Genomic DNA, 21,277 nt, shown 5'->3' with positions numbered 1-21,277 from the left:
TCGAAAGGCTTCAGAGCCGGCCCATGGCAGTGGCCACATCGGCCATGCGTGCCGAGAAGCCCCATTCGTTGTCGTACCAGGCGAGAACGCGCACGGTGCGGCCGATCACCTTGGTCTGATCGGGGGCAAAGATCGAGGACTGCACCGTGTGGTTGAAGTCGATCGACACTTTCGGTTCCGGATCATACCCCAGAACGGCGCGCATATGGCCGTCGGCGGCTTCGCGCACGATCTCGTTGACGTCGGCGACGGTCACATCCTTGGAGGCCTGGAAGGTCAGGTCGACGGCGGAGACGTTCGGCGTGGGCACGCGGATCGCGGAGCCGTCGAGCTTGCCCGCCAGTTCTGGCAGCACTTCGGAGATCGCCTTGGCGGCACCGGTGGAGGTCGGGATCATCGCCATGGCGGCGGCGCGGGCGCGGTACAGATCCTTGTGACGACGGTCCAGCGTCGGCTGGTCGCCGGTGTAGCTGTGGATCGTGGTCATGATGCCGCTCTCGATGCCGATGGCGTCATTGAGCACTTTGGCAAGCGGGGCAAGGCAGTTCGTGGTGCAGGAGCCGTTCGAGATCATCCGCTCGTTTTCGCGCAGGTCGCGGTGGTTCACGCCGAACACCACGGTACGGTCGACGTTTTTCGCCGGGGCCGAGATCAGCACCTTGCGCGCACCGCGCTCGAGGTGGGTGTTGGCCTTGTGGCCGTCGTTGAACTTGCCGGTGCATTCGAGCACCACGTCCACACCTTCCCAGTCGAGTTCTTCCGGGTTGTAGGTCGACATCACCTGAATCGGGCCGTTGCCGAGGTCCATGGTGTTGCCTTCGACCGACACCGTGCCGCCGAACCGGCCATGGATGCTGTCGTATTTCAGCAGGTGCGCGTTGGTTTCGATCGGGCCGGTGGCGTTGATCTTGACCACCTCGATCTCGTTCAGCCCGGCCTCTGCGATATGCGCCAGCGTGCAGCGCCCGATGCGGCCAAATCCGTTGATCCCGAGTTTGATGGTCATATTGCGTCTCCGGCTGATGTTCTGTTGAGGAGGGGAGTCGCAGGTCGGTATACGGCGGTGTGCCGTTTTGGAAAAGCATTTAACGCCAACATGTTCGCGCAAACATCGTTAAAAGAGACGGTTTAGCGATAACAGGGTGAAACATCGCGACAGCACTTCGGGGGCCCGGGGGGCCCCCGACCGAAAGCCCGTCGCATTTCAGGTTACATGCCGGGCAGTTTGCAATCGTTCGAATCGAGCGTTTGCACCGGATCGCCGGGCGCGCAGGTTTCGTGAGTGACCGGATATTCCTGCGGGGTGGTCTCGCAGGCAGCAAGCACGCCCATGCTCAAAAGCAGGGCCACGGTCGGGGCCAGCCGAGTGCGCATTCTGGTGGTCTCTGAAGTCATCTTGGTCTCCTTCCCTGTTGGTTTGGCTGTCCGTCGAGGGCAGCACGGCGCAGATTTCACGGCAGGGGGCGCTGTCTGGCAAGAGTAACGTGGGGGCAGGACATAAAACAAACGCCCGCGCAAGGGGCGCGGGCGTTTGTATCGCATCAGGGGCGTGGCACTCAGCCCAGCAGAGCCTTGACCTGAGCCACGATGTTCTCGGCGGTGATGCCGAATTTCTCGTAGAGTTCTTCGGCCGGGGCAGAAGCGCCGAAGCGGTCCATGCCGACGAAAGCCTGTTTCGCTTCGCGGCCACGCTCGCCCAGGAGCCAGCGGTCCCAGCCGCCCGCGCGCATCGCGGCTTCGACGCCGACGCGCACCGGACCGGCCGGAAGCACCTTGCGGCGATAGGCTTCGTCCTGCTCGGCGAAGAGCTCCATGCAGGGCATGGACACGACACGGGTGCCGATGCCGTTCTCCTGCAGGATCTTGCGGGCTTCCATGGCGATGGCCACTTCGGAGCCGGTGGCAATCAGGATCGCGTCGCGCTTGCCTTCGGCCTCGGCCAGCACATAGGCGCCTTTCGAGACGAGGTTGGCGGTTTTGTGTTCGGTCCGCAGCGTCGGGACGTTCTGACGGGTCAGGACGAGGACGGAGGGGGTCTTCTGCGCGGTGAGTGCGATTTCCCAGGCTTCGGCGGTTTCGACCGTGTCACAGGGACGGATCGTCAGCGTGTTCGGCGTCGCGCGGCAGATCGCGAGATGTTCGACCGGCTGGTGCGTCGGCCCGTCTTCGCCCAGACCGATGGAGTCATGGGTCATGACATAGGTCACCGGAATGCGCATCAGGGCCGACAGACGCATCGCCGGGCGCGCGTAATCGGTGAAGCAGAAGAAGGTGCCGCCATAGGGGCGAATGCCACCGTGCAGCGCCATGCCGTTCATCGCGGCGGCCATGCCGTGTTCGCGGATGCCGTAATAGACGTAACGCCCCTTGCGGTTGGTCTCGTCAAACACGCCCATGTCAGCGGTGAGCGTGTTGTTCGAGCCGGTGAGGTCGGCGGAGCCGCCGATGGTCTCGGGCATGATCGGGTTGATCACTTCGAGCACCTTTTGCGAGGAGGCGCGGGTGGCGAGGCTCGGCGCGGTTTCGGAGACCTGCTTCTTGAACGCCTTGATCGTGGCGGAGAGCTTCTTCGGCGCATCCCCCGCGAAGACGCGGTTGAACTCGGCCTGACGGCGCTCGGACTGCTCCTCGAAACGGGCTTCCCATGCGACGCGCTCGTGGCGGCCTTTGGAACCGATTTCTTCCCACTGGGCTTTCACTTCGGGGGCAACCTCGTAAGCGCCCCAGTTGACGCCATAAGCGGCTTTCGCGGCGGCGAGCTGGTCGGCGTTGGTGAGCGCGCCGTGGCCTTTGGACGTGTCCTGCGCGGCGTGACCCAGAGCGATATGAGTCTTGCAGGCGATCATCGACGGTTTCTTGGATTTCTTCGCGGCCTCGATGGCGGCGTCGATCTGGTCCGGATCATGACCGTCGATCGCCTGCACATGCCAGCCCGCGGCCTTGAAGCGCGCCACCTGATCGGTGCGGTCGGCGATGTCCACGGTGCCGTCGATGGTGATGTTGTTGTTGTCCCAGAAGACGATGAGCTTGGAGAGCTTCTGACGTCCGGCGAGCGCGATGGCTTCCTGGCTGACCCCTTCCATGAGACAGCCGTCACCGGCCATCACATAGGTGAAGTGGTTTTGCAGCTTGGAGCCGAAGCGCGCCCGCAGGCTTTCTTCGGCCATGGCGAAACCGACGGCGTTGGAAATGCCCTGACCGAGCGGGCCGGTGGTGGTCTCGACACCGTCCAGCAGGAAGTTCTCCGGGTGACCGGCGGTCTTCGCGCCCATCTGGCGGAAGTTCTTGATCTCTTCCAGCGGCATTTCCTTGTAGCCGGTGAGGTAGAGCAGGGAGTAGATCAGCATGGAGCCGTGGCCCGCCGACAGGATGAAGCGGTCGCGATCCGGCCAGAGCGGTGCGGAGGCATCGAATTTCAGATGCTTGCCGAACAGCACGGTGGCCACATCGGCCATGCCCATCGGCATGCCGGAGTGACCGGAGTTGGCACCGGCGACGGCATCGAGCGTCAGGGTGCGGATGGCGGCGGCACGCATCCAGTGATCGGGGTGCGCCTCGCGCAGGGTTGCGATATCCACGGGCGGATCTCCTTTAGGCTCCCAAACTGGGCCGGACCCCGTGGAATCCACGGAAATTCCGGCCTTTCGGGCCTCCTGATAACGATGTGACGGCAAAGTGCAAGCGGCGAGGCACGCCTGCGACGCTATTGTGCGCGCGCATTCGGGGGATGGTGGGCGCTTTCCGGCCCCGGATCAGGAGGCATGTTGGTAAATCCGGCCCTATGAGATAGTCTCGCGAATCAAAGGACAGAACATGAGGCCCGCGCGCTTCGCCCTTGAGGACAAAGGAAGTTTCGGCTTTCATGGAGGTTAGGGCAGGGGGGGCAGAGCAGGCTCGTGGTGACAAAGCAGAATGTGAGTAGGTGGCAATGAGCGAGATTTCCGATTTCGAGGCCCGGATCACAGCGGCGCTTGAGCGGATCGGGCGTGCGGTGGCGGTGGCCGAAGAGCGCGCCGAGGCGGCACAGTTCCAGGCCGACGCCCTGGTCGGCGGAGGAGTCGCGAGCGAGGTGCTTGAGGCCGAGGTCGCCCGTCTGAACGATGCGCTGGCCGAAGAACAGAGCGCGAATGCCCAGCTCGAGGAGCGGGTGAAGGCCATTCACGACCGTCAGGAGAGCCATGTTGCGGCGCTCGAAGACGAGGTCGAGACGCTGCGGCGTCAGTTGATGGATCACGACCGGGAAATGCAGAAGTTGCGCCATGTGAATGCGCAACTGCGTGAGAACAACGCGGCGCTGCGGGCCGCCAATGCCGAAGGGCTGGGCGACGCGGGTCTGATCGACGAAGGCATGCGCGCGGAACTCGAGGCGCTCAAGGTGGCGCGTGAGGTGGATGTGACAGAGCTCGATGCGATCCTGACGGAGCTGCGCGCGGTGATGGCGCGAGCGACCGGTGCGCAGCCGAGCGAGGAGGTGTAAACGATGCCCGAAGTGAAAATCTCCATCGGTGGACGCGAATTCGATGTGGCCTGTCAGGTGGGTGAGGAACATTTCCTGAAATCCGCCGCCGAGCTTCTGGACAACGAGGCCTCGGTCTTGTCGAGCCAGATCGGGCGTTTGCCCTCCGAACGCATGCTGTTGATGGCGGGGCTTATGCTTGCGGACAAGACGGCCGGGATGGAAGAGCAGATGCGCGCGCTGGAGAGCAAGCTTGGCGCACAGGAGGCGCTGATCGAGGAGATGCGGGCGCGCCCCGCCCCGGAACCGCAGAAGATCGAGGTGCCGGTGGTGCCCGCCGATGTCACCGACACGCTGGCAGAGATGGCGGCGCGGGCGGAGGCGATGGCGGCGGCCTTCGAGGAACGTCTGGGCGTCACCGATACGCTGGATGAGGCGTGATGCTTCGGTCCGTCGCGCTTGGGCTGTCTGTCGTCATGGCAGACGTGGCGCCGGACGGGAATTCGCTTTTTACACCTGATGTCGGCGACGCGCAGGGATGACGCTCTTTCGAAGGTCCGGACGGGCAGACACGGCTGATCTTCCAGAACGGAGATGAGGCCCGTCTGATTGCCGGGGATTGTTGGTTTTCGATCAAATAAAACTCTGAGTAGACAGCAAAAAAGGCGCGGTCAGCCCGCGCCTTTCGTCATTTTCAAAGACCGGAGATCAGGCGTTCGCGGCGCGGATCTGGTCGGCTTTCTCGGTGTCGAACGCGACGCCCTTGTCCGCGAGCATCTGGTCAAGCTCGCCCGAGAGCGTCATCTCGATCACGATGTCGCAGCCGCCGACGAATTCGCCTTTGACGTAAAGCTGCGGGATCGTCGGCCAGTCGGAGAACTCCTTGATTCCCTGACGCACTTCCTCGTCGGAGAGCACGTCGACGTCGAGATAATCGACACCCATGAAGTTCAGGATGCCCGCCACTTTCGACGAAAAACCGCAGCGCGGCATGAGTTTCGTGCCCTTCATGTAGAGAACGACATCGTTCTCATCGACGGTTTTCTGGATGGTGTCTTGCGCAGTCATGATCAATGTCCTTTGGGTGGTCTTCACGGAGTCCGCGAAGGCCGTATTTGAAAAGCCGGGGCAGGCGGTTGAACACTATATAGAGCGTCTCCAGTGCCCCGGCCAGAAGTTCCACTTATTCCGGCGCGCGGGTGGTGAGCGCCAGGGCGTGCAGCTCGCCGCTTTCGAGCTGGGCTTTGAGGGTCGCGTTCACCGCGCGTTGTTGCTGGACGCGGTTCATGCCCTTGAAAGACGGGTCGATCACCTCGGCGGCGAAATGCTGGCCGTCGTCGCCCTGAACGATGATCTGGGCGTCGGGCAGACCTGCGCGGATCAGGTGTTCGATGTCAGAGGCGGTGATGGCCATGAAGGGCGCTCCTTAGCGTCGTGATTGGGTCGGAGTGGAATGTAAGCTCTGCACCGGGGCGCTGCAAGCGCTCAAACCGGAGAGGGGCTTTGTGTGGCTTTGCAGAGCGGTTTTTCCTGTCGGATTTGCGTCGGACTTCTGTCGGACTTTTGTCGGGCAGGCTTACGCGCCGGATCTTTGGGCAAGTGCGTCGAGAAAGGCGTCGAAATCGGCGGCCAATGTCTCGGTGTCGGCCCAGAGACGGGCGCATTTGCGTAGGAGCCGCAGGCGTTCGGCCGCCAGATCGTCGGGCAGGTCGAGGGCCGCGGCCTCGACCAGTTGCTTCATCCGCTCGTGCAGTGGTTTGAGCCGGTCGAAATCCCGGAGCATGGCGGGCAGCAGCGTCGGGTCGTCGCGCCAGCTTTCGCCGTTGAAGCGCATCTGCGTGACGCGCTGGCCCGCGCCCGCGCAATCGTAGAGCACACAGCCGCGGTTGCCGATGGTTTCGAGCTGGTCGTGACAGGAGCAGAGATGGCTGGAGAGATTGGGGCAGGGGGTGCCTGCCGGTTTGTCGAAGGAAAACAGATCGCCCTTGTCGAGTGTCAGTCCCACGCAACAGAGCGCGGCGCAGCGGGAACAATCGGAGGTGAGGTCGGGCGTGTCAGTCATGTGTCTCTCATAAAGCAAAAGGCCCGCGAGGGGGCGGGCCTTTCTTTGAGGATTTGTCCAGCAAAGGAAACTCAGCCGAAAATCTCGGTAAAGGTGCCGCGATAGATGGCGGAGAGTTCGGCGAGCGGGGCCTCGGAAGCGCCGAATTTGACCGCGTCGCCGGTGAATTTGCCGACGGTCGCGATCGGCACACCGGCCTGAGCGGCGGCGGCCATCAGGGCCTCGGCCTGGTCGAAGGAGCAGGCGATGAGATAGCGGGCCTGATCTTCGCCGAACAGCGTGGGTGTGTCCTCTGCGTCGAGCGTGACGCCGACACCGGCGGCTTCGGCCATCTCGAAGGCCGCAAGCGCAAGCCCGCCGTCGGAGAGGTCGGTCACGGCGCCGATCAGTTTGCCATTGGCGCGGATGAACTCACCGTTGCGCTTCTCGGCGGCGAGATCGACATGCGGCGCGTCGCCGTCTTCGCGATTGAACACTTCGTAGAGGAGGGCGGATTGACCGAGGAGGCCCTTGGTCTCGCCGATCAGCAGGGCGACATCGCCTTCGTTCGCCAGACCGGCGATCAGATCGTCTTCGGAGGCGATAAGCCCCACGGCGCCGATGGTCGGGGTGGGCAGGATGCCTTCGCCGTAGCTCTCGTTGTAGAGCGAGACGTTGCCGGAGACGATCGGCATATCGAGGAAGGACACCGCTTGGCCGATGCCGTCGAGCGCGCCGACGAACTGGCCCATGATTTCGGGCTTTTCAGGGTTGCCGAAGTTCAGGTTGTCGGTGGTCGCCAAGGGCAGGGCGCCGACGGCGGAGAGGTTGCGATAGGCTTCGGCCACGGCTTGCTTGCCGCCCTCGACCGGGTTGGCGCGCACGTAGCGCGGCGTCACGTCAGAGGTGAAGGCGAGCATTTTCGGCGTGCCATGGACGCGGATCACGCCGGCGCCGAGGCCGGGAGTCCGCACCGAGTCGGCCATCACTTGCGTGTCGTATTGTTCATAGACCCAGGCTTTGGAGGCGTAGTTCGGCGAGGAGATCAGGCCTTTGAGCCCGTCGATGCCGTCGATCTGGGGCACCTCAGCGACCTGTTCGGCCTCGGGCGTCGGCACCCACGGGCGGTCGTATTCCGGCGCGGAGGAGGCGAGTGTGGAGAGCGGCAGATCGGCCATGCATTTGCCGTTGTGCATGATCAGGAAGCGGTCTTCTTCGATGGTCTCGCCGACGATGGCGAAATCGAGGTCCCATTTCTCGAAGACGGCGCGGGCTTCGGCCTCTTTCTCGGGCTTCAGCACCATGAGCATGCGTTCCTGAGATTCGGAGAGCATCATCTCATAGGCGGTCATGTTGGGTTCGCGCTGCGGCACGTTTTCAAGGTCCAGACGCACACCCAGGCCGCCCTTGTCGCCCATTTCCACGGCGGAACAGGTGAGACCGGCGGCCCCCATGTCCTGAATGGAGATCACGGCGCCGGTCTGCATCAGCTCCAGCGTGGCTTCCATCAGGCATTTCTCAGTAAACGGGTCGCCGACCTGAACGGTGGGGCGTTTCTCTTCGATGCTGTCGTCGAATTCGGCCGACGCCATGGTCGCGCCGCCGACGCCGTCACGACCGGTTTTCGCGCCAAGGTAGACGACGGGCATGCCGACGCCGGAGGCGGCCGAATAGAAGATCTTGTCGGCGTCTGCGAGGCCCGCTGCGAAAGCGTTCACAAGGCAGTTGCCGTTATAGGCGGCATGGAAGCGCACTTCGCCGCCCACGGTCGGAACGCCGAAACAGTTGCCGTAACCGCCGACACCTTCGACCACGCCGTGGACGAGCTGTTTGGTCTTCGGGTGATCCTTGACGCCGAAGGACAGCGCGTTCATCGCCGCAATCGGGCGCGCGCCCATGGTGAACACGTCACGCAGGATGCCGCCGACACCGGTCGCGGCACCTTGGTAGGGTTCGATATAAGAGGGGTGGTTGTGGCTTTCCATCTTGAAGACCACGGCCTGACCGTCGCCAATGTCCACAACGCCCGCGTTCTCGCCGGGGCCACAGATGACCTGCGGGCCAGTGGTGGGCAGTTTGCGCAGGTGGAGTTTCGAGGATTTATAGGAGCAGTGCTCGTTCCACATGGCCGAGAAAATGCCCAGCTCGGTAAAGCTCGGCTCGCGGTTCAGAATGCGCAGGATCTCAGCGTATTCTTCCGGCTTGAGACCGTGGGCGGCGATGATCTCTTCGGTGATGGCGGGTTCGGTCATGAGTGTCCCCTCGAATGTCCCCGGGCTTGTCCCCCGTGGGCGGCAGCGTCATACCGCGCCCTCTTAGGACGTTTGGCGGTTTTGGGAAAGGGGCTAAAGCAATGCGGAGTACGGCCAAAGCGCATGGATTCCCGATGTTTCGTCGGATTTGGCCGGGATTGTCCGGGGTGAGCCCGTCTTGCGACACAAAACCGGGATAAAAGCAAAAAAAAGGCCGAGCAAAGCTCGGCCTAAGTCCAACAGGGAGGTAAAACCGCAAAGAGTTGCCTCAATCAGCGGCTTCATTGCTGCATTTAAGGGCGGTTTGTGAATCGTTCAAGGGATTTTCTGCGCATGCATTGCAATGCCGCCATGCAGAAATTGCATATCCTTATGTCCATCGCGGACCTGTCGTCCTGCATTCCCGCATGCGAGACTGTTTGCGAGACGCGTGCGATGGGGCGATCAGAGCAATTCGTCCTTGCGCATGACGCGGCGGTGGGCGTTGATTTCCTCGATGATGAAATCGCGGAACACCTCGATGCGTTTCGAGTGGCGCAGCTCTTCGGGATAGGCGAGAAACACCGGTACTTCGCCGCTTTCCACTTCGGGCAGGACCCGGACGAGATGCGGCGAGGTCTCCACGAGGTAATCGGGCAGAACGCCGACGCCGAGATGGTTCAGAACCCCCTGCAACACGCCGAAATAGTTGTTCACGAAAAGCTTCGAGCGGATGTTGTGATCGTTCAGTTCCTCGACCAGACGGGCGCCTGCGGCGACCTGATGGGCGTTCGGGTTCTGACAGATCAGCCGGTGCTTCGTCAGATCGTCCATGGTTTCGGGCATGCCATGCTCGGCCAGATATTCCGGCGTCGCGAACAGGCGCATGCGGATGTTCATCAGACGCTTGCGGATCAGATCGGCCTGCGATGGCTCTTTCATCCGGATCGCCACATCGGCCTCGCGCATCGGCAGATCGAGCACACGCTCCTCAAGCATCAGGTCGATGTTGAGCTCAGGGTATTTCTCATAAAGCTTGGAAAGGCGCGGCGCGAGCCAGAGCGTGCCGAAGCCGGTGGCGGAGGTGACGCGCAATTCGCCGTAGACCTCTTCTTCGCTGTCTCGAATGCGTGCGGCGGCGGCGTCGAGCCGTTTCGCCATGGCGCGGGTCGCCTCGAAGAGCAATTCACCCTGCTCGGTGAGAATCAGCCCGCGGGCATGGCGGTGGAACAGTGTCGTGGAGAGCGATTCCTCGAGCGCCCGGATCTGTCGCGAGACGGCGGACTGGCTCAGATGCAGCGCATCCCCCGCATGGGTGAGCGATCCGGCATCCGCCACCGCGTGAAAAATTCTCAGCTTGTCCCAATCCATACCCGTCACCTGCTCCTCCTCCTCTTTCGGACAGTTTACACGAAACCTAGCCCGAAAAGGAATTTTGGCCGCTTCATTCTTTGTTTTCGCACAGATCGCAAGGGGAATGCCTTGCGCGAACACAAATTGACGCAAGGATATGAAGCAATTGCAAAGATTTCGGGCAGAGATGGTTGATCGCGGGCAAAGTGCCGGGCTTAATGGAATTCGTTCGGGAGGGGCGCATGCAGATCGGGGAACCACATTCGGGGCCACAGGAGGGGCTGAGCACGCGGGCTTTGAATGCGCGCCAGGTGGCCCGTGACATTTCATATGCCAGCGCGGCGGCGACGCGCACCGGGCGGGTGCTGATCCGGGTGATGGAGAACGCCACGGGGCGGCTCAGCCTGATGAAACGCGCCCGTGGATACGACGCGGATGTGGCGGCGGGGGGCGATTTCTGGGCGGTGATGGCGGCCCGCTACGGGCTGACGCTCGAAGTGGCGCGCGGCGCGTTGGACAATATCCCGACCGAGGGGCCGCTTGTCGTGGTGGCCAATCATCCTTACGGCATTCTCGACGGGCTGATGCTGGGCCATATCCTGTCGCTGACGCGGGGCGACTTTCGCATTCTGGCGCATCGGGTGTTCCGCCGGGCCGAGGATCTCGACAAGGTGATCCTGCCGATTTCCTTCGACGAGACGAAAGAGGCGCTGGCGCTCAATCTGGAGACCCGCAAGGAGGCGCTGCGCTATCTTGGGGAGGGCGGCTGTATCGGGGTGTTTCCGGGCGGCACGGTGTCGACTGCCGCGACACCTTTGGGGCCGCCGCTGGATCCGGTCTGGCGGGCGTTTACCGCGAAAATGGTGGCGAAATCCGGGGCAACCGTGGTGCCGATTTGTTTCGACGGGGCCAATTCGCGGCTGTTTCAACTTGCGAGCCATGTCCATGCGACGCTGCGCATGGGGCTCTTGATCCGGGAATTCCGTCGCAGCCTCGGCGCGCCGGTGCGGGTGGCGATCGGCGATCCGATCGGTCCGGAGCGGCTGGCCGAATTCCGCGGCGACAGCAAAAAGCTTATGGATTTTCTGCGCGCCGAGACCTATTCACTATCGTCAAAGCCTTTGGCGCAGGCCGGGCTGGGCTTTGAATTCGAAGCGAAACATGGCGCGCGGCTCCGCACTCAGGACCGTAGAGGCCTTAAGGATCGGTATTGAGATGGCAGTCGGTATTTTTGACAGTGGTTTGGGCGGGTTGACGGTGCTCGATGCGGTGTCGAAGCGGCTTCCCGATGTGCCCTTTGTCTATTTCGGCGACAATGCGCATGCGCCTTACGGGGTGCGCACCGCCGATGACATTTACAACCTGACGACGACGGCGGTGGAACGTCTCTGGGAGGCGGGCTGCGATCTTGTGATCCTCGCCTGCAACACGGCCTCGGCGGCGGCGCTCAGACGGATGCAGGAAAGCTGGATTCCCCGCGACAAGCGGGTGTTGGGCGTTTTCGTGCCGCTGATCGAGGCTTTGACCGAACGGCAATGGGGCGACAACTCGCCACCGCGCGAGGTCGAGGTGAAACACGTGGCGCTTTTTGCGACTCCCGCCACCGTGGCATCCCGCGCGTTTCAGCGTGAGCTGGCGTTTCGGGCGATTGGCGTCGATGTCGAGGCGCAGGCCTGTGGTGGTGTCGTCGATGCCATCGAAGAGGGCGACATGATCCTGGCGGACGCTTTGGTGCGGTCGCATGTCGATGCGCTCAAACGCAAGATGCCGACGCCGGACGCGGCCATTCTGGGCTGTACCCATTATCCGATCATGCAGGAGGCCTTTCAGGAGGCTTTGGGCGCGGATGTGAAGGTGTTCAGCCAGGCCAACCTGGTGGCCTCGTCGCTCGCCGATTACCTGACGCGCCATCCGCAGATGGTCGGGCCGGGCACCGAGTCGATGTTCCTGACCACGGGCGATCCGGTGAAGGTCGCCCGCGGCGCGACGCAATTCCTGCGACGAAAAGTCGAGTTCACCAAGGCGTGACGGGTTTGGGAGAGGGGCTTTGCCCTGCGCCCACCCGTCGCAATTGCGATAAATTCAGAATCCTTCTAAGTTGAGGGCTCCTGTCGGCTGGTGAGGGCATGACAGGGCCGATGTGAGAGACGACCGACATGACCTATAAAATCGCCATTCTTGGAGCTTCCGGCTATACGGGCGCCGAACTTGTCCGCCTGATCGCGACCCATCCGATGATGGAGATCGTGGCGCTGTCTGGCGACCGCAAGGCGGGGATGGAAATGGCTGAGGTCTATCCGCACCTGCGTCACATGGATCTTCCGGCGCTGTGCAAGATCGAGGACATTGATTTCGCCACGGTCGATCTGGCGTTTTGCGCGCTGCCGCATGCGACCTCGCAAGCGGTGATCAAGGAGCTGCCGCCGACCACCAAAGTGGTCGATCTGTCGGCGGATTTCCGGCTGCGCGACCCGGGCGAATACGAAAAATGGTATGGCAAGCCGCACTCCGCCGTGGAGATCCAGAAAGAGGCCGTTTATGGCCTCACGGAATTCTACCGCGACGAGATCAAATCCGCGCGTCTGGTGGCCGGGACCGGGTGTAATGCCGCGACGGGCCAGTTTATCCTGCGCCCGCTGATTGCGGCGGGGGTGATTGATCTGGACCAGATCATTCTCGATCTCAAGGTGGCGGTGTCGGGTGCCGGGCGTTCGCTCAAGGAACACCTGCTTTACGGCGAGTTGGAAGACAACGCCTTCGGCTATTCCATCGGCGGCAAGCACCGGCATCTGGGCGAGTTCGATCAGGAGTTTTCCAAGATCGCGGGCCGCGATGTGCGCATCCAGTTCACACCGAACCTGATCCCCGCGACGCGCGGCATCCTTGCCACGGCTTACGTGCAGGGCGAAGCGAGCGCGGTGCATTATGCGCTGGCCGATGCCTATATGAACGAGCCTTTCATCCATGTGCTGCCCTTCGGCCAGGCCCCCGCGATGAAACATGTGCGCGGCTCGAATTTCTGCCATATCGGCGTGGTGGAGGACCGCATTCCGGGCCGCACCATCGTCATCGGCACCATCGACAACCTGACCAAAGGCTCGTCCGGTCAGGCCATTCAGAACGCCAACCTGATGCTGGGGCTCGATGAGACCATGGGTCTCATGAATGTGCCCATGTATCCGTAAGGGAGCTGAGGAGGAGATCCCATGGCCGGTTTGAAAAACCTTAAAAAGACGCGCCGCATTCAGGTCTTTGCCGTCGCCGCCGTGGCGCTGGCGCTGTCCACCGGCATGATCGGCTATGCGATGCGCGACGGGATCAACCTCTACCGCGACCCGTCGAAGGTGAAGGCCGAGCCGCCGCGTGCGGGCGAGATTTTCCGCTTGGGCGGGCTTGTCGAAGACGGCACTCTGGTGCGCGGCGAGGGTACCCATGTGACCTTCTCCGTGACCGACGGGGCGGAGACCATTCCGGTGACCTTCGAGGGCGTGTTGCCGGATCTCTTCGGCGAAAATCAGGGCATGATCGGCACCGGGTCGATGGTCGGCGGCACCTTTGTGGCGACCGAGATTCTGGCGAAACACGACGAGACCTATATGCCGAAAGAGGTGATGGACTCGCTGAAAGAGACCGGGGTCTATAAAGAGCCGGAGAGCTGAGCCTCTGTTCTGCTGCTGCAAGCGCAGCAAGTGTTTTTCTTGAAATCTTAAAAAATCTCCCCTTCAATTCCCGCTATTCCGGGGGGAATGAAGCATGTTTGAATTTCTTTTTGCCGTGGCCATCGTCATTGGCGGTCTTTTCATTCGCAATGCCAGGAAAGAGGCGAGGCGTGCCGTGCGTCGCGCGTTTAAACCGGCAGAGCCTAAGCCGCTCTATCGGCCAACACCGAAGCCTGCACCCTTCAATGAAAAAACGGCCAGAGAGGCTTTGGAAAAGCCCGTCTTGCGGGGCACCGCTTATGTCGTCGATGGCGATACGCTGACCATCGCCAAGACCCAAATCCGTCTCTTTGGTGTCGATGCGCCGGAGCTTAACCATCCTTATGGCAAAAAAGCGAAATGGGCCTTGGTTAAGCTTTGCAAAGGTCAGTCCATACGCGCCGAGGTGACGGATGTGGACACTCATGGCCGCACGGTTGCGCGGTGTTACTTGCCCGATGGGCGGGACTTGTCGGCTGAGATGGTCAAGCAGGGCCTCGCAATCGACTGGGCGAAATTCTCAGGGGGAGCATACAGATCCATGGAGCTGCCGGATGTTCGTCAAAAGCTCTGGCTTGCGGATGCGCGTCAAAAGGGGCGGATGCAGGTTTGGGAGAAGTTTGAGGCCAAACAGAAAGCGCGCAAAGAGAGCGAGTGAGAACTGCAATCTCTTCACGATGCGCGGCTTTTTCTCCCGCGTTTAAAGGCGGTTAATTGCCTTTAAAAGGCTGTCCGAACGCCCAACTCCGGCTGCGTTAACCTTTTTGCGCGAGCCTCAACTCATCAATTTGGTGGGATTGAGGCAGATGAAAACAGTACAGCAAATCGCGATGGAAATCGTCGCCCGCGAGGGTGGCTACGTCAACGACCCCGACGATCCGGGCGGGGCGACGAAATACGGGGTGACGCTTGGTACGATGCAGCGGATCGGGCTTGATCTCGATGGCAACGGACGGGTGAGCGAGACCGATGTCAAACGGCTGACGCGCGACAAGGCGCGGGACATCTTTGTCGAATATTACTTTCACGGACCGCGGATCGACGAATTGCCGCCAGTGCTGCAAGCCAGCGTGTTCGACATGTATGTCAACGCGGGCGCCAATGCGGTGCGGATTTTGCAGAGGCTTCTTAATGACATGGGTCAGCGCATCGCCATCGACGGGGCGGTCGGGCCGCAGACCATCGAGGCGGCGTTTATCGCCCAGTCTCTGGCGCCGAATTACCTTGCGGACGCTTACGGCATCGCCCGGCGCAACTACTATTACGCGCTGGCGGATCGCCGTCCGGGATCGCGCAAATATGCCAAACGCCGGGATGGCGGCAAAGGCGGCTGGATCACCCGCGCCGAAGAGTTCATTTCCTCGCGCTATCACCTGACGGAGGCCGAGCATGCCGCGCGGGTGGCGGCATGGGGCTGATTGGGCGGATTTTTGACGCGCTGTTCGGCGACGGGCGCAATGTGGTGAAGGACACGGCCGAAGTGTTCTTTGAGAACAAGGAAAACGCCGGCGCGCGGGAAGCGGGTTATCGCGCGGCGGCGATGCAGCAATTCGCGGGCGAATTCGCGACGGCGCGCACCGGCTATTTCGACCGGTTCATGGATGCCTTGAACCGGGTGCCGCGCCCGCTGATGGCTTTTGGCACCATCGGGCTTTGCGTCTCGGCCATGGTCGATCCGATCTGGTTTGCCTCGCGGATGCAGGGGATCGCGCTTGTGCCGGAGCCTCTGTGGTGGCTGTTGGGCACCATCGTGTCCTTCTATTTCGGCGCGCGTTACCAGGTGAAATCGCAGGAATTCCAACGCTCTGTCGCCTCGACCATGGCGCAGGCCCCGGTGGTGCAGGCCAATATCGCCGCGTTGCGGGCGCTCGATGCGGGCGCGCAGGGGCAGGGGCTTGCGTCCGGCTCGGGATGGGCTGCCACAGACGTGGAGGCTCAGGTCGATGTGCCGGGTGCCGAGGCGCCGAACCCTGCGCTTGCGGCCTGGAGGGAGGGACGTGATGAGTGAGGCTCTGATTGGCGCTTTGGCTGAACACGGGCCCTGGGTGCTCATGGTGTTTTTTCTGCTCTATCGCGACCTGCAAAAGGATCAGGCGACGCGGCGGGTTCTGGATAAGAACACGCAGATCCTGATCGAGATGACGACGATGATCCGGGAGCGTCTGCCCCGAGGAGGATCGTGATGCGGAGGTTCGGGATGCGTTGCGACAGGATGAAAGCGGCGTTGCGGGAGCTATGGCTGGGCGAGGCCCTGACCGCGGCGCTGAGACGGAACCGGGAAGCGGCGGATGCGCTCGACGCCGTCGTGAAGGAGATGTTGAAGCAATGAAACAGGTTCTTACTCTCTATGGCGTCGTGCTGGGCGTTTTGGCGGTTGCGGTGGCGATGTTCGGTGTGGCGGAGGCGCTTGTGCTGAGCTTCGGGGCCATCGCGTTGATGGCGCTGATGATCTCCGGCACGTTTCTGTGGCTCTGGCAGGTGCGGGCCACGCCTCTGGCGCTGGGCATGTCTTTGAGCTGGGCCGGATCGGGTCTGACCACCGGCTGGTGGTGGGCGATGCAGGTCCTGCAAAGCCCGCTCTGTGGCCCTGTGGCGGGGATCGAGGCGGCGGCGCTGTTTCTGTTCCTGTCGCTCCTGATCTCCGGCGCGGTGCTTCACTTTTCGGTGATACAGGGGACCTTCGGGCTTTCGGGCCTCAAATTCCTCTGGCCGGTGTTCGGCGCGGTGATCGTCTCTTTCGGGGTGCTTTTGATCCTCTGAGGGCAAAAGTTGGTGGGAAGGGACGCGAAAGGGGCCGGGGGCGGCCCCTTTCTTTATGGCAGAGCGATGGGAACGGCCCGGTGCCCCGGCCTTCATTTCCTTGCGACACGCGCGCGCAGCCCATTGGCGGACGGCCCGCGAGCGGGTAAAACCGGACAAAAGGGAGGCGCCTATGCTTGTAGAACTCGGACATTTTGCCCTCGTCATGGCCTTTTTCGTGGCTCTGGCGCAGACCGTCCTGCCGCTTTGGGGCGCGCAGAGCGGCAACCGCGCCATGATGGCCGTGGGCGAACCGGCGGCGATGATCCAGCTTGTGCTGATCGCCTTTTCCTTCGGCGCGCTGACCTATGCCTTCGTCACCTCGGACTTTTCGCTCAAGGTGGTGGTCGAGAACTCGCACACGCTCAAACCGATGCTTTACAAGGTCTCGGGCGTCTGGGGGAACCACGAGGGCTCGATGCTCCTCTGGGTGTTGATCCTTGCTCTGTTCGGCGGGGCGGCGGCGCTGTTTGGCGGCAATCTTCCCGCAACACTGCGGGCGCGGGTGATCGGCGTTCAGGGCTCGATCGGCGTCGCGTTCCTGGCCTTCATCCTCTTTACCTCGAACCCGTTCCTGCGCCTCGCCATGCCGCCGATGAACGGCGACGATCTCAATCCGCTGTTGCAAGACCCCGGCCTCGCCTTTCACCCGCCGTTTCTCTATCTCGGTTATGTCGGCCTCTCCATGACCTTCTCCTTCGCCGTCGCCGCCCTGCTCGAAGGCCGTGTCGATGCCGCATGGGGCCGCTGGGTCCGGCCGTGGACTTTGGCCGCCTGGGTGTTCCTGACAATCGGTATCGGGCTCGGCTCCTGGTGGGCCTATTACGAGCTTGGCTGGGGTGGATTCTGGTTCTGGGACCCGGTGGAGAATGCCTCGCTGATGCCATGGCTTTTTGCCGCCGCTTTGCTGCACTCCGCCATCGTCGTCGAGAAACGCGAGACGCTGAAAAGCTGGACCATCCTTCTGGCGATCATGGCCTTTGGCTTTTCGCTCATCGGGACGTTCCTCGTGCGTTCGGGGGTGATCACCTCCGTCCATGCTTTTGCCAACGATCCGGAGCGCGGCGTGTTCATTCTTTTGATCCTCGCGATCTTCATGGGCGGCGCGCTTCTGCTTTTCACGATTCGTGCCAATGCGATGCAGGCCAAGGGCGTGTTCTCACTGGTCTCCCGCGAAAGCGCCTTGGTGATCAACAACATCCTGCTGGCGGTGTCGTCCTTCGTCGTCTTCATCGGCACGATCTGGCCGCTCATCGCAGAAGCCTTCTGGGGCCGTAAACTCTCCGTCGGCGCGCCGTTCTTCAACGCCGCCTTTACGCCGTTTTTCGTCGCTCTGGCGATCCTTTTGCCGATCGGGGCGATCCTGCCGTGGAAACGCGCGCGGATGGGGGCGACCGTGAAAAAACTCATCCCCTCGATGGTCCTCGCCTTCGCCGTTCTTGGCCTGATCTGGTCGATCCAGACAGAGAAAACGCTCTTGGGTCCGGTCGGCATCGCGCTTGGCACATGGCTTCTGGCGGGGGCGGTGCAGGATCTTTTGCTGCGCACCGGCAAGACCGTTAATCTCGGTCGTCTCACCCGTCTGCCGCGGGCCGATTGGGGGCGTCTGCTGGCTCATGGCGGGCTTGGCATCACCATGGCGGGGATCGCCGGGCTGACGGCGTGGACGGTCGAAGACATCCGCGTGGTGCAGGTCGGCGAGACCTTCGAGGTGGCGGGCTATACCATCGCGCTCGAAAAGGTCGAGCGGGCGCAGGGGCCGAACTATATCACCACCATGGCGACCATGTCGGTGTTCGAGGGCGACAAGAAGGTCGCGACGCTCCACCCGGAGAAACGCAACTACCCGGTGGCGCAGATGCCCACGACCGAAGCGGGCATCGACAACGGGTTTCTGCGTGACGTCTATCTGGTGATCGGCGATGTGCAGTCGAATGGCGGCTGGGCGGTGCGCACCTATATCAAGCCGCTCGCCAACTGGATCTGGGGCGGCACGATCATCATGGCCTTCGGTGGGCTGCTGTCGCTCACGGATCGTCGCTACCGCGTCGGCGTCGGCGCGCGCAAAGCCCATGGCGCAGCGAAGGGAGTGCCCGCCGAATGAAACGTCTGCTTCTTGCCCTCGCACTTCTGATCGCCACGCCGGTTTTGGCCGTGCAGCCCGACGAGGTGCTGCCGGACCCGGCGATGGAGGCCCGTGCGCGCGATATTTCCCAAGGTCTGCGCTGCCTCGTCTGCCGCAACGAGAATATCGACGAATCGAACGCCACGCTCGCCAAAGACCTGCGGCTTCTGGTGCGTGAACGTCTCGTCGCGGGGGATACGAACGATGAGGTGGTGGACTATGTGGTCGACCGCTACGGCGAATTCGTGCTGCTGAAACCGACGATGAATGGCGCCAACAAGGTGCTCTGGATCGCGGGGCCGGTGATGCTGATCCTCGCGCTTGGCATCGGCATTTCCTTCATCCGCCGCCGGGGGCAGGAGAGCGAGGTCGTCCCGGAACTGACCGACGAGGAAAAGACCCGGCTTGAGAGCCTGATGCAGGAGTGACGCACCGCTTTGCGTTTCCTTTGCTGCTGCAAATACTCGGGAACCCTGCCGCTGGACACAAAGCGGCGGGTTTTCTATACAGTCCGCACGGTCCGCAGTTCACCGAGTCGCTGCCGCCCTTTTGGGTAAGCTGAACCTGCTCTTATAAAACCTTCCGGTCTTTCCGCGCGTCTCAGGCGTGGGCCAAGGGCAGCTCCCCGCACGACATCTGACGCGATCCACGGAGTGAACCGATGACTCGTGAGACTATTTCTCTCACCCTTCCCGATGTGTCCGCCTTTGCGCGGGTGCTGAAATCCGAATTCGATGGCGGCGCGATCCCCGGCCATCAGAGTTTGCTCAATGCCATCGCCCGCGCGGGCGGGTATCGCAATTTCCAGCACCTTAAGGCCACGCAAACCGGCACCGACCCGGTCGAACCCGTCGAGGGCCGGGCCGTGTCTCGTGCTTTGGCGCGGTTTACGCCCGAGGGCTTGCTGGAGAGCTGGTCCACCAAACGCAAGGTGCGCCAGCATTGCCTTTGGGCGCTCTGGGCGCAGGTGCCGCCGCGTACCGTGTTCACCGAGAAGATGATTTCCGAACTGTTCGACGGCATGACCGCTTTCCGTGATCCGGCGCAGATCCGGCGCTCGCTGATCGAGGACGGGCTTCTGGAGCGCAACCGCGACGGCTCGCGCTATGTCCGGCTTGAAGCGAAACCCGATGCGACGGCGCAGGCGGTGATCCGCGAGGTGCTCCGCCGCCGCAGCGCCAATCCGAGCGTGCCGGAACGGACCTCGTCTCTCTATGGTCTCTGAGCGCATTTGACGGAGCGTCTCTCTTTCTTTTGTCCGCCAAGCCCTTATCTTGGGCGCGCAAACAGGGAGAGAGACGCGCATGCAGTACGAGACCATCCGCTTTACGCTGGACAACGACATCGCGACCGTGACGCTCAACCGTCCGGCGGTCAAAAACGCGCTCAACACCCAGATGCGCGCCGAGATCACCCATGCGGTGCGCGATGCCGGGCGATCTGCGCGGGTGATCGTTCTGACCGGGGAGGGCAACGCGTTTTGTTCGGGTCAGGATCTCGGCGACGGGGTGGATGCGGCGACGGCCGATCTCGAACGCACGCTGCGCGACGAATACGAGCCGATGCTCTACGCGATCCACGAATGCCCGGTGCCGGTGATCGCCGCCGTCAACGGCGTGGCGGCGGGAGCAGGGGCGTCGCTGGCGCTGGCCTGCGATGTGGTGATCGCCACGCAATCGGCGATCTTCCTACAGGCGTTTTCGCGCATCGGCCTCATGCCGGACGCGGGCGGGACCTATATCCTGCCACGCACCATCGGCATGGCGCGGGCCATGGGGTCGGCGCTGTTCGCCGATGAGGTCACGGCGTCGCAGGCCGAGCGCTGGGGCATGATCTACGAGGCGGTGCCGGATGGGGATTTCTCGGCGCATTGGCAGGCTCGTGCGGCACATCTCGCGAAGGGGCCGACGGTGGCCTATCGCCACATCAAGGAGGCGATGCACGCCTCCTATGACAATACGCTGGAGCAGCAACTGACGCTTGAGGCGAAGCTGCAAAACCATTGCGGCCAGACGCGGGATTTCAAGGAGGGCGTGCTGGCGTTCCTTGAAAAGCGCAGACCGAAATACGAGGGGCGTTAACGCCCTCTCAATGATCTGACAGGTTGCCGATCACACGGGACAGGAGCGCCGCGAAGGTCTGGCGCTCTTGCTCCGTCAGCCCGGCCATGGCCCGGTCGTTGACCTCGCCCGCCGCCGCCGTCGCCGCTTGTTCCAACCCCTTCGCCCGCTCCGTGAGCCACACGGTCTGAACCCGCGCATCCGCCTCATGGGCGCGGCGCGTGATCAGCCCGTCGCGCTCCATCCGCGACAGGGTGTTGGCCATGGTCGCCTGCTCGACGCCCAGCTCCGTGACCAGCTCGCGCTGGGTCTGCCCCTCCCGCTCCCAAAGCGCCAGAAGCACCGGAAACGTGCCGGTCGAGAGCCCCAGAGGCTTGATCTGTGCCTGAAGCGCGCGGGCGAAGAGGCGGGCCATCAGGTTGACCTGATAGCCTTCGGAACAGGTGCGGGTGAAATCTCTCTCTGTCATGGGGCTTGTCTGACGCATGATAGCAAGCTATGCAATATTAGATAG

Annotated in this window: 25 protein-coding genes; 16 read left to right on the top strand and 9 right to left on the bottom strand. The window is 62.5% G+C overall.

Annotated features, from left to right (window positions below; genetic code table 11):
- Positions 1-10: 10 nt before the first annotated feature.
- The 3 genes from gap to tkt all read right to left on the bottom strand — a co-directional run bounded on the left by gap (position 11) and on the right by tkt (position 3,578).
- On the bottom strand, positions 11-1,006 hold the full coding sequence (gene gap / locus NH195_RS04665) for a type I glyceraldehyde-3-phosphate dehydrogenase (protein WP_066703866.1): 996 nt from the start codon (positions 1,004-1,006) through the stop codon (positions 11-13).
- Positions 1,007-1,209: 203 nt separating this feature from the next.
- The gene (locus NH195_RS21085; RefSeq protein ID WP_155846075.1) at positions 1,210-1,395 is read right to left on the bottom strand and encodes a hypothetical protein; all 186 of its coding nucleotides are present in this window, start codon (positions 1,393-1,395) and stop codon (positions 1,210-1,212) included.
- 161 nt (positions 1,396-1,556) lie between these two features.
- Positions 1,557-3,578: a transketolase gene (gene tkt, locus NH195_RS04660; protein ID WP_066703861.1), complete on the bottom strand. Its 2,022-nt coding sequence runs from the start codon at positions 3,576-3,578 to the stop codon at positions 1,557-1,559.
- Positions 3,579-3,928: 350 nt separating this feature from the next.
- On the opposite strand from tkt, the gene NH195_RS04655 reads away from it, so the two are divergent.
- Complete coding sequence (locus NH195_RS04655; protein ID WP_066703858.1) at positions 3,929-4,477, top strand: hypothetical protein; 549 nt, start codon at positions 3,929-3,931, stop codon at positions 4,475-4,477.
- Positions 4,478-4,480: 3 nt separating this feature from the next.
- The gene (locus tag NH195_RS04650; RefSeq protein ID WP_066703855.1) at positions 4,481-4,897 is read left to right on the top strand and encodes a cell division protein ZapA; all 417 of its coding nucleotides are present in this window, start codon (positions 4,481-4,483) and stop codon (positions 4,895-4,897) included.
- A 267-nt stretch (positions 4,898-5,164) separates the two neighbouring features.
- On the opposite strand, the gene grxD is transcribed toward NH195_RS04650, so the two are convergent.
- From grxD to NH195_RS04625, 5 genes are all read right to left on the bottom strand, one after another.
- The gene (gene grxD, locus NH195_RS04645) at positions 5,165-5,524 is read right to left on the bottom strand and encodes a Grx4 family monothiol glutaredoxin (RefSeq protein WP_066703852.1); all 360 of its coding nucleotides are present in this window, start codon (positions 5,522-5,524) and stop codon (positions 5,165-5,167) included.
- A gap of 115 nt (positions 5,525-5,639) precedes the next feature.
- Positions 5,640-5,870: a BolA family protein gene (locus NH195_RS04640; protein WP_066703849.1), complete on the bottom strand. Its 231-nt coding sequence runs from the start codon at positions 5,868-5,870 to the stop codon at positions 5,640-5,642.
- Positions 5,871-6,032: 162 nt separating this feature from the next.
- Positions 6,033-6,518 (bottom strand): hypothetical protein, encoded by a 486-nt coding sequence (locus tag NH195_RS04635; protein WP_066703846.1) that lies wholly within the window; start codon positions 6,516-6,518, stop codon positions 6,033-6,035.
- A gap of 71 nt (positions 6,519-6,589) precedes the next feature.
- Positions 6,590-8,749 carry a phosphoribosylformylglycinamidine synthase subunit PurL gene (gene purL, locus NH195_RS04630; protein ID WP_066703844.1) on the bottom strand — a complete coding sequence of 720 codons (2,160 nt, stop codon included), beginning with the start codon at positions 8,747-8,749 and terminating at the stop codon, positions 6,590-6,592.
- A gap of 444 nt (positions 8,750-9,193) precedes the next feature.
- The gene (locus NH195_RS04625) at positions 9,194-10,099 is read right to left on the bottom strand and encodes a LysR family transcriptional regulator (RefSeq protein ID WP_066703841.1); all 906 of its coding nucleotides are present in this window, start codon (positions 10,097-10,099) and stop codon (positions 9,194-9,196) included.
- Positions 10,100-10,323: 224 nt separating this feature from the next.
- Here NH195_RS04625 and NH195_RS04620 point away from each other — a divergent pair, with 224 nt between their 5' ends.
- From NH195_RS04620 to NH195_RS04560, 14 genes are all read left to right on the top strand, one after another.
- Positions 10,324-11,295 (top strand): lysophospholipid acyltransferase family protein, encoded by a 972-nt coding sequence (locus NH195_RS04620; protein WP_081423796.1) that lies wholly within the window; start codon positions 10,324-10,326, stop codon positions 11,293-11,295.
- A gap of 1 nt (position 11,296) precedes the next feature.
- A complete protein-coding gene (murI, locus tag NH195_RS04615) occupies positions 11,297-12,109 on the top strand; it encodes a glutamate racemase (RefSeq protein WP_066703838.1) in 813 nt (270 codons plus the stop codon).
- A 128-nt stretch (positions 12,110-12,237) separates the two neighbouring features.
- A complete protein-coding gene (gene argC, locus NH195_RS04610) occupies positions 12,238-13,266 on the top strand; it encodes an N-acetyl-gamma-glutamyl-phosphate reductase (protein WP_066703836.1) in 1,029 nt (342 codons plus the stop codon).
- 30 nt (positions 13,267-13,296) lie between these two features.
- The gene (ccmE, locus tag NH195_RS04605; protein ID WP_081423795.1) at positions 13,297-13,740 is read left to right on the top strand and encodes a cytochrome c maturation protein CcmE; all 444 of its coding nucleotides are present in this window, start codon (positions 13,297-13,299) and stop codon (positions 13,738-13,740) included.
- A gap of 115 nt (positions 13,741-13,855) precedes the next feature.
- A complete protein-coding gene (locus NH195_RS20755) occupies positions 13,856-14,437 on the top strand; it encodes a thermonuclease family protein (protein ID WP_238379695.1) in 582 nt (193 codons plus the stop codon).
- Positions 14,438-14,585: 148 nt separating this feature from the next.
- Positions 14,586-15,197 carry a holin-associated N-acetylmuramidase gene (locus tag NH195_RS04595; RefSeq protein ID WP_066703831.1) on the top strand — a complete coding sequence of 204 codons (612 nt, stop codon included), beginning with the start codon at positions 14,586-14,588 and terminating at the stop codon, positions 15,195-15,197.
- On the top strand, positions 15,188-15,787 hold the full coding sequence (locus NH195_RS04590; protein ID WP_066703828.1) for a holin family protein: 600 nt from the start codon (positions 15,188-15,190) through the stop codon (positions 15,785-15,787). The genes NH195_RS04595 and NH195_RS04590 overlap by 10 nt, the downstream gene beginning before the upstream one ends.
- Positions 15,780-15,962, top strand: a complete 183-nt coding sequence (locus NH195_RS04585) for a hypothetical protein (RefSeq protein ID WP_238379694.1) — start codon at positions 15,780-15,782, stop codon at positions 15,960-15,962. The genes NH195_RS04590 and NH195_RS04585 overlap by 8 nt, the downstream gene beginning before the upstream one ends.
- Positions 15,962-16,108, top strand: a complete 147-nt coding sequence (locus NH195_RS21080) for a hypothetical protein (RefSeq protein WP_155846074.1) — start codon at positions 15,962-15,964, stop codon at positions 16,106-16,108. The genes NH195_RS04585 and NH195_RS21080 overlap by 1 nt, the downstream gene beginning before the upstream one ends.
- Entirely contained in the window at positions 16,105-16,539 is a 435-nt protein-coding gene (locus tag NH195_RS04580; protein WP_066703822.1) for a hypothetical protein, read from the top strand. Before NH195_RS21080 ends, NH195_RS04580 begins: the two co-directional genes overlap by 4 nt.
- A gap of 172 nt (positions 16,540-16,711) precedes the next feature.
- Positions 16,712-18,682 carry a heme lyase CcmF/NrfE family subunit gene (locus NH195_RS04575; RefSeq protein ID WP_066703819.1) on the top strand — a complete coding sequence of 657 codons (1,971 nt, stop codon included), beginning with the start codon at positions 16,712-16,714 and terminating at the stop codon, positions 18,680-18,682.
- Positions 18,679-19,131, top strand: a complete 453-nt coding sequence (locus NH195_RS04570) for a cytochrome c-type biogenesis protein (protein ID WP_066703817.1) — start codon at positions 18,679-18,681, stop codon at positions 19,129-19,131. Before NH195_RS04575 ends, NH195_RS04570 begins: the two co-directional genes overlap by 4 nt.
- A gap of 233 nt (positions 19,132-19,364) precedes the next feature.
- Positions 19,365-19,928 carry a DUF2087 domain-containing protein gene (locus NH195_RS04565; RefSeq protein WP_066703814.1) on the top strand — a complete coding sequence of 188 codons (564 nt, stop codon included), beginning with the start codon at positions 19,365-19,367 and terminating at the stop codon, positions 19,926-19,928.
- Positions 19,929-20,007: 79 nt separating this feature from the next.
- Positions 20,008-20,784, top strand: coding sequence for an enoyl-CoA hydratase-related protein (locus NH195_RS04560; RefSeq protein WP_066703811.1), 777 nt, complete (start codon positions 20,008-20,010; stop codon positions 20,782-20,784).
- Between the two features lie 7 nt (positions 20,785-20,791).
- On the opposite strand, the gene NH195_RS04555 is transcribed toward NH195_RS04560, so the two are convergent.
- On the bottom strand, positions 20,792-21,232 hold the full coding sequence (locus NH195_RS04555) for a MarR family winged helix-turn-helix transcriptional regulator (protein WP_066703808.1): 441 nt from the start codon (positions 21,230-21,232) through the stop codon (positions 20,792-20,794).
- Positions 21,233-21,277: the final 45 nt, after the last annotated feature.

It is taken from the genome of Celeribacter ethanolicus (assembly GCF_001550095.1).
GTDB lineage: Bacteria > Pseudomonadota > Alphaproteobacteria > Rhodobacterales > Rhodobacteraceae > Celeribacter > Celeribacter ethanolicus.
Note: the sequence above shows the minus strand (reverse complement) of the source record. Positions and strands in the feature narration are given on the sequence as shown.